This is a genomic window from Marinobacter denitrificans, assembly GCF_008795955.1.
GTDB lineage: Bacteria > Pseudomonadota > Gammaproteobacteria > Pseudomonadales > Oleiphilaceae > Marinobacter > Marinobacter denitrificans.
The window spans coordinates 52,995-65,396 of sequence record NZ_VMHN01000009.1 but is presented as its reverse complement, the minus strand read 5'-3'; the positions used below and the strand labels follow the sequence as shown (position 1 = coordinate 65,396).

Sequence of the window (12,402 nt, the reverse complement as noted above, 5' to 3'; positions counted from 1 at the left end):
TCAATCCTTAACTGACCGGCAGCAAAAGGGTGACACGGGTGCCAGTGCCTTCCCTGCTGTCGATCTGAATGGAGCCCCCGTGAGCGCGCACAGTATCCCGAGCAACCGTCAGGCCCAGGCCGGTGCCCGACCCTACCGGCCGGCTGGTATAAAAGGCGTCGAAGACCTGTTCGCGAATGCTTTCGGGAATGCCGCAGCCATTGTCCTGAATCACTACCCGGATACCGTCGCTATCGACACTGGTTTTAGCGAGGATTCGGCCGGCCTTGCCCTCAGCCCCGGACTCTTGTGTCTGCTCTCTGAGCGCCTGGGCGGCATTGTCGAGAAGGTTGTAAAAGGTTTGCGACAATCGTGAGGGATGGCCAGAGATCTTTGGCAGCTCTCCCGGTTTCTTCAGGATTTCCAGGTCATGACCATATTCGGTCTGGAGCAGGTGCACGGCACTGGCAAGCAGCTCGTTGACGTCACACAGGGTATAGTCGGCTTGATCAATGCTGGAGAAGGTCTTCAGGTCTGACACAATACTGGCGATACGGCGGGCGCCGTCAGAGGACTCTCCGAGCAGGTCGGTGAAGTCGTCCAGCAGCTCCCGGTTCTGCCTGGTATCCGGCACCACCTCCCGCAGATCGTTGACGTACTCACCAGCCACCTTGAGGTTGCTGGAAATGAAACCGATCGGGTTGTTGATTTCATGGGCCACGCCTGCCGCCAGTTGCCCCACAGAGCGCAGTCGGGCGCTCTCGTACAGGTCCATCTGGGCCTGCTTGATCACCGTTACCTGTTCATCCACCTGTTCCTGCAACTGGTCTGACAGCGCCCGGTAACGGGCTTCCGACGCTTTCAGGGCTTCGTTCTGTTTCTGCAATTCAGCGTAACTGGCCTCGGTAGTGTCGTGGTGCAGGTTGGCCGCAAGCCGGTACTTGGCAATAAACATCATCAGGAACGACACCAGGTCCGCGGCCGCAAGCCGCTCCTGTTCCGAACTGCCGCCGGCGAGCCAGCCTATGGTTTCCAGGTTGAATTCCAGCGCCAACGCGCCGTCTTTTCTGTCGCTGCCAATTTCGACCGGTTCACGGCACAGGGCACTGAGCATCCGGTTCAATCGCTGCAGCTGGTCCGCGGAGAGCAGGTCTTCGAGGGTGGGGTCGTCTTCAAAGGTACGCACGGCTGTCCTCGCTAGCGGCGCTCAGTTGGCGGATAAACGTATCGCGATCGATACCGTGATCCGTGTCCAGGGCGAACTCCCGGTCCACCTCGGTGTACAGCCGATCGAGAAGCACCCGGAACGTCTCCAGCACGCCCTTGCCATGAAGTGCGGAGGCCATCTGCAGTGGCGCCCAGGGTGTTTCAGCCCAGCGCTTCTGTAGTTCAGCATCGCCAACCACACCGGGCAGATCGCGTTTGTTGAACTGCACGGCCATGGGCAGGGTGTCGATATCCAGCCCGACCTTTTCCAGGTTTTCCTCCAGGTTTCCGAACGCCGTGGCGTTATTGTCCTGCTGGGCGGTCTGGGAGTCCGCCACGAAAACCACGGCGTCTGCGCGGGACAGAACCGCCTTGCGGGTGCTGTCGTGCTGAACCTGGCCCGGCACGGTGTATAGCTTCAGCCGCAGGTCCAGCCCGGAAGCGCCTTTCAGGCCGATGGGCAGCATGTCGAAAAACAGCGTGCGGTCATCCCGGGTTTCCAGCACCATCAGCTCTCCCTTGCGCTGGGGGTTGAGCAGGGAATGCAACTGCATCAGGTTGGTGGTTTTTCCACTCAGGGCGGGGCCGTAAAACACCACCTTCAAAGCCAACCTGTTGTCGTCAGGGCTATGATCCGCCATCAGAACCTCTTCACTGGTCGCCGATCAGCACGGAGCCGTCGGCATCGCGATGAACGCGGGTAATACCGGGATTATCTTTTTCCAGGCGTAGCAATTCCTGCTCCCGGGCTTTTATCATCCGACGCTGTGCATTGACTTCATCCACCAGGCGCTGGTTTTCGGACTTGAGCTCGTAGATATCAATGGCGGACTTTATGGCTGCCACCACTTCATAGTCATCCCAGGGCTTGGACAGGTAGCGATAGACCTCCGCCTGGTTAATGGCCTTGATCATGGAATTGCGATCGCCGTAGGCGCTCAAGACCAGACGAACGGCGTTGGGCTGGCGCTGTTTGGCAAACTGCAGATAGGTCACGCCATCGGCGGTGGGCATCTGGTAGTCGGAGATGATGACGGCATAGTTGTGCTCAAGCAGTCCCCCCAGGGCCGACTCGACGTTATCGTAGGTATGGATCTCCCAGCCATTAGGCCGCAGCAGACGTTTGAGGGCATTGAGGATGTTCGGCTCGTCATCCACCAGCTGAATCTTGATCATGATGCTTTCTCCGTTTCTTCCTCGTCCGGGCGGTGGACATACACCGTGTAGTGGGTACCGTCCGGTTCGCCTTTCTCGAACGCCACCAGTTTGTCGATGAGCAGGGAGGTCAGCTCCTTGCCTTCGTTCAGCAACAGCATGCCGGAAGCGGCATACAGGTTACGCGCCAGCACCATGCCGGCCTTCAGTCGTAACGTGTCGAGGACCATGATGTCGGGGTCCTCATGCTCCACATCGGGCGCCACCTCGATACAGACCTCCAGGAAACGATCGGCAATCTCCGGATCGTAAAGCCGGTCCCGGTAGCGTTTGATCAGTTTCAGGGCATTGTCCCGGGATACCCGGCGCTCCAGAATCAGGCCGTACTGTAGCTCGATGAAATCCACAGCCAGCCTGAGGATTCGCGACCCCAGGGGAATTTCATTGCCCTCCAGCCTTTCAGGCACCCCGTAGCCGTTCCATTTTTCCTGATGGTGACGGATGATCCGGGCGGTTTCTTTCAGAGGTTCCAGGGCCATCAACAGTTGTTCACTGTTGACCGGATACTTCAGGTATTCCAGGCGCTGTTCTTTGGTCAGCAGATCGGAGGGGGCCGTGAACAGCTCGTCGGGCCAACTCAGCTTGCCGAGATTGTAGAGGGCGGCCGCCATATAAAGGTCCCGGGAGAGGTCTTCGTCCAGTTGGTGGTACTCGGCATAGGCCTTCACCAGGCCGATTACTTTGGCGTTGGGCTGGCGGTTGGCGGGCAGCCGCTTGTTAATCAGCGTGGAGAAAACTTCGGTGGTGGTGACATAACTAAGCTTCAGTTCTGTGTAAGCCGCATCCAGCATGTCTGCGGTTTCTTTCAGCTCCTCGGTGCGGGCCTGCACCTTGTCTTCCAGGCTGGCATTGAGCGACTGTAGTTCCTTGTTCTGCTTGCGCGTCAGCTTCTCCAGTGCCAGCCGGCGACGTTCGGAATACTGGAACGCGAGCGCCTGGCGGATGACCAGCTTCAGCTCTTCATCGTCCCAGGGTTTGCTGATGTAGCGGTATATCTGGCCATCATTGATGGCCTTGATGGTGGAATTGATATCGGCATAACCGGTCAACAGTATGCGGATACACCAGGGCCACTTTTTCTTGATTTCGGCCAGCAGGGTAGGGCCATCCATGCCGGGCATGCGGGCATCTGATATGACCAGGTCGAATTTCTGCTCATTGAGCAATGCCAGTGCTTCCTCACCGGATGCGGCCGTGCGAATGTCGTAGGGCTCTTTACGGAGTATTCTCTGCAGACTACGGAGGATGTTTTCCTCGTCATCCACCAATAACAGGCTGGCGTTGGAGGGAAGAGACTCTGCCATGGTCAGCCCCGCTCATTGTCCGCTGGGGTCTCTGGCTGCTTCAGTGGCAGGGATATACGAAAACAGGTCCCCTTGCCGGTCGACGCGGCTTCCGCTGTGATGTAGCCGTTATGTTTCTGGAGGATATTAAACGACAGGGAGAGCCCGAGGCCTGTGCCCTTGCCGACCGGCTTGGTGGTGAAAAAAGGCTCGAAAATCCGATGCAGGTTTTCCTCGGCAATACCCTTACCGTTATCTTCTACTTCGAGGATTGCCCATTCGCCGTCACAACGGGTACGAATGATAATCTCGCCAAAATCGTCGATAGCGTGGGCAGCATTGACCAGCAGGTTCATGACAACCTGGTTTATCTGTGAGCTGATGCACTCCACTTCTGGCAGGGCGCCAAATTCCCTGATGACAGTGGCTTTATATTTCAGTTCGTTGTTGACCACGTTGAGGGTGGTTTCAATGCCACGATGCAGATCCGCCAGCTTGAACTCCTCGTCTTCGATATGGGAAAAATCCTTCATTGCGGAAATGATGGTCTTAACCCGCTCGATACCCTCCCGGGACTCTGCCAGTAGATCTTTAAGGTCATCCTTCAGAAAGCCGTAATCTATGTTCTTTTTGATCGCACTCAGATCTTCCAGCGATGCCCCGGCATCCACGGCATCGGTAAGCCTGAACAGATCTTCCAGATAGGTGCCCAGGCTTTGCAGGTTGGAATAGACATAACCAACCGGGTTATTGATTTCATGGGCAACCCCGGCCGCCAACTGGCCAATGGCGGCAAGCTTTTCAGACTGCAGCAACTGCCTGTTTGCCTGCTCCAGCTTGGCGTTCAGTTGATCCTGCTCTGATAATCTGGGGGTGAAGTCCGGCATAGTGATGGTCCGTTGGGCGGATGGCTCCAGAATTCGGGGGGAAGCCAGCTTGAAATGACGCGCAATACGTTTAATCGAGATATGGGTTTACTATTATTTATATGGCTTCAGTATAGTAGTTCTGGGCATTGTTCAACGTTACGTTTGGTATCTGGATTATTGGTTTTTATTGCCGGGCTATACTGGTCGGGAGAAGGGCTATGGCGGCTGCGGATGTGCATTATCATTTCCGGTTTGACGACACCTCCGTTTGGGAGTGTGACGTAGCGGCCGCGGGCGGTGACCAGGCTCTGACGGCGGCCAACCTGCCGGAGTGGACGCGCCTGGGCTTTCACCAGTGCAGTCACTGTCCCCTGTCGACAGAAGAATACCGGTATTGCCCCTATGCCGTGGCGTTGGTGGAGCCCGCAAGGGTAACGGCAATGCGGGCGTCCCATGAGCCGGTGACGGTCACGGTTACCTCCCGCTCCCGAACCATTACCGCTGATACCACGCTGCAGCGGGCCATGGGCTCCCTTCTGGGGCTGATCGGCCCGTTTTCCGGCTGCCCGGTCACCCGTATTCTGCGGCCTATGGCACGATTTCATCTCCCCCTGAGTTCACCGGACGAAACACTTTTCAGGACCTTCGGTACCTATCTTCTGGGGCAGTATCTCAGGCAACGCCAGGGACTGGAGCCGGACTGGCAGATGGCGTCGCTCAGCCAGGTATACAATGACCTGAGGCGCCTTAACCATGGTATGAGCAGCCGCCTGCGGGCGAGCCAGGATGAGGATGCCGGAGTGAACAGTTTTGTGCTGCTTGATCTGCTGGCGGCTGACGTCAGCTACGCACTTGAGGAGTACGAGGGGGAGCTGGATGACAGTTTCCGGGAATTCCTGGAATGAGTTGGTGGACAACACAACACGTGAAGATATGGGACGATTGTTAAATTTCGCAGGGTGCGCCGTCGGGGGTGGCATCTTGGGCTATGATAGTTTGCTAATAAGACTTTGGTCGGATGCGTCCTGAGCCACAATAACAAAGAAGTTGGAAAACCTGCGCGGCTTTCCCGGTATTGGTAAGCACTATGTTCTATCGTCTGAAAACTGATTTTCGCCTGTCCATAATCACGCTGCTGGGCATGAGCGCCATTCTGGGCATCAGCCCGTTTGCGGTGATGCGGTTCGTGCAGGGGAACATGCTGGCCGGGGTGGTCGACCTGACCATCATGTTGTCTATTTCGGCGGGCATGGTGTATGCGTGGGTGACCGGTGATACCGCGCGCACCGGTCTGGCCATGGCCATTGTGTCCTCTGCGGGTGCTGTTACCGTCGGCGCTGTGGTCGGGGAACCGGGCCTTTTCTGGTTATTTCCATGCCTGGTGACCAGTTTCTTTCTTACCGAGTCCCGCTACGCCATCTTTATCAACCTGGCCGCTGTAGCTGCCTTGATAATCCATGGCGTCGCTTTCAGCTCCACGGTCCAGATGTGGTCCTTTTCCGCGACGGCCGTGGTGGTCAGTTGCTGCGCCTACGTTTTTGCCTTCCGTAATGAAAACCAGCGGGAGCGCCTGGAACACCTGGCTACCATTGACCCGCTGACCGGCGTCAAGAACCGTCGCTCGATGGACGAAGAGTTGGCAATGGCAGCCGCCAGCGCCGCCAGAACGGGGATCTCCTATGCCCTGGTGCTGCTGGATATTGATCACTTCAAAAAGATCAACGATGAGCACGGCCACAGTGTGGGGGATCACGTGCTGACCGAAATGGTGGCACTGATTGAGCAGAATATCCGTAAATCCGACCAGCTGTTCCGGTTTGGTGGTGAGGAATTTGTGCTGTTGATGAGCGGTGTGGATGAAACAGGGCTCAGGGCGGTGATGCACAACCTGCAGCACATTATGCACAGGTTTCTCAAGCACCCAAGTGGTGGCCAGGTGACGGCTTCTTTCGGCGTTGCCCTGTTAAAAAATGGCGAAAGCCCTGATGACTGGCTGGCTCGGGCCGATGACGCGCTTTACGAAGCCAAGGCCAGCGGTCGGGACCAGATTGTTTACGCGGATGAGGTTGTGTCTCAGGAGCCCGCGGCAGAAAGCGCCTGATGGTTTTATTTCTCTGCTTCCGGTGCAAACAGGAACAAACGTAACCCCAGCAGAATACTGGCAGACGCCAGACCACTGGTCAGCCCTACCCAGAAACCGGCAGCACCCATAGCCGGCAACAACCAGTCGGTAAACGTCAGCACCCAGCCCAGGGGCAACCCCACGATCCAGAACGAAAACAGCATGATGAACATGGGAATGCTGGTGTCTTTGTACCCCCGCAGAGCACTGATGCAGGTAACCTGGATGACATCGGCGATCTGGAAAAAAGCGGCGTATACCAGCAGCGTCACGGTGACGGCCTGGACATCTGCGTCACTGGTGTACAGCGCCGCAATTCCCTCGGCAAACACGAACAGCAGAATGGCAAACACCAGCGCCACAGCCGACGCCAGAATCAGCGAGCTGCGGGCAATGAGCCGGGCGGTGTCCGGGGCCCTGGCGCCGACAAGAAAACTGACCCGCAGGGTGAGCGCCATACCGATGCTCAGTGGAAGCATGAACAGCAGTGATACCACGTTCAGGGCAATCTGGTGCCCAGCGACGATCACGGGGCCCAGCGGTGCCAGGAAAAGAGCGATCACCGAGAACATGCTGGCTTCCACAAAAATGGTAAAGCCGATGGGGACGCCCAGGCGCAGAATATAGCGTATACCCGCGCCGTCTGGTTTGGCCCAGTCCGCAAGCAGGTGAAACCGGCGATAGACCGCGCTGCGGTTCAGGTAGACCAGCAGGGCTGTGGCAGCCACACCATTGGAAATCGACGTGGCCCATCCACAGCCAATACCCCCCATGGCCGGCATCCCGAGCTTGCCATAGATGAGGATGTAGTTGAGGGGCAGATTGATCAGGGTGCCCAGTACCGAGAATGCCATGATCACCCGGGTATGCCCGAGGCCGTCCGTTAGACCCCTTAGCGCCATCATCAGCAACATGGCGGGAATGCCCCAGGCAAAGGCATCCAGGTAGCCCTGGCTGATACGTGCGGTGTTGGCTTCCAGGTTCAGGGCGCTGAGTACCGGATGCACATTCGTCAGCAACAGGATCATGATCACCGAGCCACCGGCCGCTATATACAGCCCCTGCCAGGTGGCGGGCATGATTTTTTCAGTGGTGCGGGCGCCGTTATAGCCGGAAATAATCGGCTGCAGAGCGCCCAGCAATCCCATAAAGAACAGAAAAACCGGCATCCACAGGCTACTGCCTATGCCCACGGCGGCCAGATCTTCGGCGCTGGCGTGGCCGGCCATGACGGTATCGATAACACCGTTTGCCATCTGGGCCACCTGGGCAATCAGAATCGGACCGCCGAGAATCGCCAGCGTGCGCCACTCGGTCAGTGTGCGGCTGACCAGTGGCTGGCGGGCTTCGGGTAACGGCTGATGGACTTCATCCATGGAATCGCGTGCCTGGGTTCAGGTGAAACGGAAAGAGTATGAAAGGCGGGATGGTACCCTATTCCCCGCCCTGGATGGCATAGGGTGTTTCCGTGGCGCCTGTGTACAAGGCTGCCTCCTAACGGGTAAAGTGCCGCCTTCACGGATTATGGGTGCGGGTAGCATGGGTCTTCTGGTCTTTGTAACAATTCTGTGGGCATTTTCATTCAGCCTGATCGGCGAATTCCTGGCCGGGCAAGTGGACAGTGACTTCGCCGTACTGACCCGCGTTGTTCTCGGGGCCCTGGTGTTTCTGCCGTTTACCCGCTGGCGCGGAGTGCCTGGCGGATTGAAACTGGGTGTGCTGGTGACCGGTATGCTGCAGTTCGGCATCACCTATTTATGCCTGTACCGCTCGTTCAGTTACCTGACCGTACCGGAAGTTCTGCTGTTCACTATCTTCACGCCTTTGTATGTCACCCTGATTGACGATGCGCTCTATCGCCGGTTTTCTCCCGTGGCGCTGGTGGCTGCGGCTATTGCCACCCTTGGCGCGGGCATTATCCGCTATGACGGCCTCAGCCAGGGCTTTATCACCGGGTTCCTGCTGCTACAGGTGGCCAACTTCACCTTTGCGGCTGGCCAGGTGGGGTACAAGCACACCATGATGCGGTTCCCGACCTCTGTACCGGCGTACCGTACCTTCGGCTATTTCTTCTTCGGCGCGCTGATCATTGCCTTGCCCTCTTTCCTGATATTCGGCGACGCCAGCCGCCTGCCAACCACCTCCCTGCAGTGGGGCGTTCTTGCCTGGCTGGGGCTGGCGGCATCCGGTGCGGGGCTTTTCCTCTGGAACCGCGGCGCTTGTGTTGTGGATGCCGGTACACTGGCGATCATGAACAATGCATTGGTGCCGGCGGGCCTGCTGGTCAACCTGCTGATCTGGAACCGGGATGCAGATCTGTTGCGTCTCGCCCTTGGGGGTAGCGTCATAGCGTTCTCCCTTTGGGTGAACGCCCGCTATCACCCGCGGGCCCGGCTGGCAGTTTCGGCATAAGTACCGCCACGGACTAAGGTCTTCCGAGGTCCTGCCGTTACACTCCTACACGCAGGGTAACCTTTGATGAATGTCAACGATGTTCATCAGGGGCTACTATTGCGCTTCATTTATTCTCCGTAGTTGCTCCTGAGTCAGAAGGTGTGTTTATGCGCAACAACCTCCCGGTAACCCAGCGTGAAGTCAGAATGTCCGAGGCTGGCCGGTTGATCAGCACCACTGATACCAGGGGCATCATCACCTACTGTAATGATGAATTCGTACAGATCAGCGGCTATTCCAGGGAGGAGTTGCTGGGCCAGCCCCATAATCTGATTCGTCATCCGGACATGCCTGCGCCGGTGTTCCAGGGCATGTGGGAGTACCTCAAAGCAGGCAAACCCTGGATGGGTGTGGTGAAGAATCGCACCAAAACCGGAGATCATTACTGGGTCAGCGCCTACGTAACCCCGATTCTCGAAGACGGGAAAATGGTCGGTTACGAATCCGTGCGGGTCGCACCTGGCCGTGACCAGATAGCGAGAGCCGAGAATCTGTATTCGAGAATTTCCCGCGGAGGCAGCGTGGTTGACCTGCGAAGCCGACTGGTTTCCGCGTTGAAATCGGGTTGGCCTTTTGTGCTTTCGCTCGGTATGAGCCTGGGCGCGGTGACCACCCTGGGGAACACAGGGCTGGCGGTGCTGGTAATTGTGGTGGCGCATGTGCTGGCTGCCGGGTTGACCCTGAAGTCGGTTACCAGCCGGTTACAGCGGATCCTCGATCTACGCCCTGATGCCTTCAGCGATGCGGTTGTTGCAAGAACCTACAGCGATGAGAGCGGCCTGTTTTCGCAGCTGGCCATGCTGATCATGAGCGAGAAGGCGCGGATTCGTACCGCCCTCGCACGTATCGATGACCAGGCGGAGCTGCTTTATGAGCAGACCCGGGTAAGCCATCGATACATCAATGAAGGGGCAGAGGCAATTGCCAGGCAGCGGGCAGAAACCGACCAGACTGCCTCCGCTGTGAATGAAATGACCGCTTCGATTCAGGAGGTGGCGGGTACTGTCAGCGAAAATGCCCGGGTGGCGGACGATACCAACCGTATGGCGGCTACCGGCAGTAAACGCAGTGGCGAGGCACTCACCGCCATCGAGCAGCTGGTAACCCGGGTGAACGGCATTGGTTCGGCGATAGAAAAGCTTGGTGCGTCCACCGAGAGTATCGGCGAAGCGGCCAGCCTGATCTCGGACATTGCCGAACAGACCAACCTGCTAGCATTGAATGCGGCTATTGAAGCCGCCCGGGCCGGCGAGCAGGGGCGTGGCTTTGCAGTGGTGGCGGATGAGGTCAGGTCCCTGGCACGCCGCACCCGGGATTCCACCGTGCGCATCCAGAATGTCATCGACGACTTCCGTAACCAGGTACAGGAAGCGGTGCAGGCTACCCGGGAAGGTGAACAGGATGCCGGCAAGGGCCTGAACAAAGTGCGGGAAGCGGAAACGTCCCTGCAGGAAATCGTGTCTTCCATTCAGGAGATCTCAGACAGTTTTATCAGCATGTCGGCCGCTTTCGAGGAGCAGAGCCAGGTCTCGGAGGAGATCAATCACCAGATAGTCAACATCGCCGAGCTGGCCGACCACAGCACCCAGAAAGCGGAATCCGCCAAGGAAAGCAGCAACCACCTCAGCGGCATGTCCAGTGGCTTGAAGGATCTGGTTTCCCGCTTCGTCAGCAAAAATGGCTAGTTCCTGACAACAGCACCGGCTGCGGTTGCGCTCCGGTGCTGTTGTCGACTGGCATCCTGTGCCCACTGCTGGCAAAATCCCGCCCCAATAGCCGAAGCGAGCCTTCGGTATACCTCTTAATATCGATTCATCAGCGAAAAGCACAGGATGAAACAATGACTGATTCAAGATCGACCCCGATCCATCGCGGCCTGTGGTCTTCCCGGATGGCTTTTATCCTGGCTGCGACCGGTTCGGCCGTCGGGCTAGGCAATATCTGGAAGTTCCCCTATGTGACCGGCGAGAACGGCGGCGGCGCTTTCGTGCTGGTCTACCTGTTGTGCATCGCCATCGTGGGTATTCCTATCATGATGGCGGAAGTGTTCATTGGCCGTAACGGCCGTCATAACCCCATCACCAGTTTTCGTCTGGTGGCCGAGCGGAACCTGGCGTCACCGGCATGGCGAATCTCGGCCATTGTGGGGGTACTGGCGGCCTTCATTATCCTGTCGTTCTACTCGGTAATCGGTGGCTGGGCCGCCTCCTACGTTGGCCACGCGGCCATGGGCGACTTTACCGGGCAGAGTGCTGACGCGATTGGCGAGCTGTTTGGTGGCCTGCTGGCCCGCCCGGTCACGCTGTTGATCTGGCACAGCATATTTATGGCATTGGTCATTTTTGTCGTGGCTCGTGGCCTCAAATCGGGCCTGGAGCGCGCAGTGACCATTCTGATGCCGGCATTGTTCGTGCTGTTGCTGGTTGCCGTTGGCTATGCCACCACCACCGGTCACTTCGGGGAAGCGGTTGCCTTCCTGTTTACGCCCGATTTCAGTGCCCTGACCGTGGACGGAGTGCTGGTTGCCCTGGGCCACGCGTTCTTTACCTTGAGTCTGGGTATGGCCATCATGATGGCGTATGGGTCCTACCTGGGGGATGACGTCTCAATCGGGCGTACGGCGGTGACCGTGTCGATTATGGACACGGTGGTGGCGCTGATGGCAGGCCTGGCGATCTTCCCGGTGGTGTTTGCCAACGGCCTGGAGGCCGGTGCCGGCCCCGGCCTGATTTTCCAGACCCTGCCCCTGGCCTTTGGCCAGATGCCAATGGGCAGCGTGTTCGGCGCCCTGTTCTTTGTGTTATTGCTGTTTGCCGCCTGGACATCAGCCATATCCCTGCTCGAGCCAGTGGTGGAATGGCTGGAAGACAAACTGATCTTTGGCCGTATCGGCAGTACCGTTGTGGTCGGGCTGGCCTGCTGGTTGCTGGGTATTGCGTCCATCCTGTCCCTGAACGAATGGTCCGGCTTTGCGCCTCTGGGTATGTTCGAGCGCTTCGAAGGCAATACCATCTTCGACCTGCTCGATTTCTTCACAGCCAATGTCATGCTGCCGTTGTCCGGCCTGCTGACCGCCCTGTTCGTTGGTTGGGTGGTGGCAAAAGAGTCTCTGCAGAGCAATCTGGCGCTGCAGGGAGGAAGCTTCACTCTCTGGTATAACCTGGTGCGCTTCGTAACGCCTGTTGCGGTTGCCATTGTGTTTGTCTACAACCTGCTGTCATAAGCATGTGGGCGTAGAGCAAATCAGGGCCCCAGAAAAACCCGGCCAAAAGAC

11 protein-coding genes are annotated in these 12,402 nt (G+C 57.8%); 5 read left to right on the top strand and 6 right to left on the bottom strand.

What is annotated here, in order from left to right:
- Nucleotides 1–7 precede the first annotated feature (7 nt).
- Genes FO268_RS18865 through FO268_RS18845 form a run of 5 tightly spaced genes read right to left on the bottom strand, consistent with a single transcriptional unit; the run spans nucleotide 8 to nucleotide 4,570 of the window.
- Nucleotides 8–1,165, bottom strand: a complete 1,158-nt coding sequence (locus FO268_RS18865) for a sensor histidine kinase (protein WP_150994803.1) — start codon at nucleotides 1,163–1,165, stop codon at nucleotides 8–10.
- A complete protein-coding gene (locus FO268_RS18860; protein WP_150994801.1) occupies nucleotides 1,152–1,826 on the bottom strand; it encodes a GTP-binding protein in 675 nt (224 codons plus the stop codon). Before FO268_RS18860 ends, FO268_RS18865 begins: the two co-directional genes overlap by 14 nt.
- Nucleotides 1,827–1,836: 10 nt before the next feature.
- Nucleotides 1,837–2,361, bottom strand: coding sequence for a response regulator (locus tag FO268_RS18855; protein WP_150994799.1), 525 nt, complete (start codon nucleotides 2,359–2,361; stop codon nucleotides 1,837–1,839).
- Complete coding sequence (locus tag FO268_RS18850) at nucleotides 2,358–3,704, bottom strand: HD domain-containing phosphohydrolase (RefSeq protein WP_150994797.1); 1,347 nt, start codon at nucleotides 3,702–3,704, stop codon at nucleotides 2,358–2,360. The genes FO268_RS18855 and FO268_RS18850 overlap by 4 nt, the downstream gene beginning before the upstream one ends.
- 2 nt (nucleotides 3,705–3,706) lie before the next feature.
- The gene (locus FO268_RS18845) at nucleotides 3,707–4,570 is read right to left on the bottom strand and encodes a sensor histidine kinase (RefSeq protein ID WP_150994795.1); all 864 of its coding nucleotides are present in this window, start codon (nucleotides 4,568–4,570) and stop codon (nucleotides 3,707–3,709) included.
- A 200-nt stretch (nucleotides 4,571–4,770) separates the two neighbouring features.
- On the opposite strand from FO268_RS18845, the gene FO268_RS18840 reads away from it, so the two are divergent.
- Both FO268_RS18840 and FO268_RS18835 read left to right on the top strand, forming a co-directional pair.
- Nucleotides 4,771–5,457 carry a DUF6901 family protein gene (locus FO268_RS18840; RefSeq protein ID WP_150994793.1) on the top strand — a complete coding sequence of 229 codons (687 nt, stop codon included), beginning with the start codon at nucleotides 4,771–4,773 and terminating at the stop codon, nucleotides 5,455–5,457.
- Nucleotides 5,458–5,639: 182 nt separating this feature from the next.
- Nucleotides 5,640–6,653, top strand: a complete 1,014-nt coding sequence (locus tag FO268_RS18835) for a GGDEF domain-containing protein (protein ID WP_150994792.1) — start codon at nucleotides 5,640–5,642, stop codon at nucleotides 6,651–6,653.
- Nucleotides 6,654–6,658: 5 nt separating this feature from the next.
- Here the strand turns inward: FO268_RS18835 and FO268_RS18830 are convergent, their stop codons facing one another.
- Entirely contained in the window at nucleotides 6,659–8,050 is a 1,392-nt protein-coding gene (locus tag FO268_RS18830) for an MATE family efflux transporter (protein ID WP_150994790.1), read from the bottom strand.
- Nucleotides 8,051–8,213: 163 nt separating this feature from the next.
- On the opposite strand from FO268_RS18830, the gene FO268_RS18825 reads away from it, so the two are divergent.
- The 3 genes from FO268_RS18825 to FO268_RS18815 all read left to right on the top strand — a co-directional run bounded on the left by FO268_RS18825 (nucleotide 8,214) and on the right by FO268_RS18815 (nucleotide 12,351).
- Complete coding sequence (locus tag FO268_RS18825) at nucleotides 8,214–9,086, top strand: DMT family transporter (protein WP_150994788.1); 873 nt, start codon at nucleotides 8,214–8,216, stop codon at nucleotides 9,084–9,086.
- A 149-nt stretch (nucleotides 9,087–9,235) separates the two neighbouring features.
- Entirely contained in the window at nucleotides 9,236–10,813 is a 1,578-nt protein-coding gene (locus FO268_RS18820; protein WP_150994786.1) for a methyl-accepting chemotaxis protein, read from the top strand.
- 155 nt (nucleotides 10,814–10,968) lie between these two features.
- Nucleotides 10,969–12,351 (top strand): sodium-dependent transporter, encoded by a 1,383-nt coding sequence (locus FO268_RS18815; protein WP_150994785.1) that lies wholly within the window; start codon nucleotides 10,969–10,971, stop codon nucleotides 12,349–12,351.
- The last annotated feature ends 51 nt before the right edge of the window (nucleotides 12,352–12,402 follow it).

Coding starts and splice junctions, on each gene's coding strand:
- FO268_RS18815 (WP_150994785.1), top strand. CDS start 10,969: ATGACTGATTCAAGATCGACCCCGATCCATCGCGGCCTGTGGTCTTCC.
- FO268_RS18820 (WP_150994786.1), top strand. CDS start 9,236: ATGCGCAACAACCTCCCGGTAACCCAGCGTGAAGTCAGAATGTCCGAG.
- FO268_RS18840 (WP_150994793.1), top strand. CDS start 4,771: ATGGCGGCTGCGGATGTGCATTATCATTTCCGGTTTGACGACACCTCC.
- FO268_RS18835 (WP_150994792.1), top strand. CDS start 5,640: ATGTTCTATCGTCTGAAAACTGATTTTCGCCTGTCCATAATCACGCTG.
- FO268_RS18860 (WP_150994801.1), bottom strand. CDS start 1,826: ATGGCGGATCATAGCCCTGACGACAACAGGTTGGCTTTGAAGGTGGTG.
- FO268_RS18850 (WP_150994797.1), bottom strand. CDS start 3,704: ATGGCAGAGTCTCTTCCCTCCAACGCCAGCCTGTTATTGGTGGATGAC.
- FO268_RS18845 (WP_150994795.1), bottom strand. CDS start 4,570: ATGCCGGACTTCACCCCCAGATTATCAGAGCAGGATCAACTGAACGCC.
- FO268_RS18825 (WP_150994788.1), top strand. CDS start 8,214: ATGGGTCTTCTGGTCTTTGTAACAATTCTGTGGGCATTTTCATTCAGC.
- FO268_RS18830 (WP_150994790.1), bottom strand. CDS start 8,050: ATGGATGAAGTCCATCAGCCGTTACCCGAAGCCCGCCAGCCACTGGTC.
- FO268_RS18855 (WP_150994799.1), bottom strand. CDS start 2,361: ATGATCAAGATTCAGCTGGTGGATGACGAGCCGAACATCCTCAATGCC.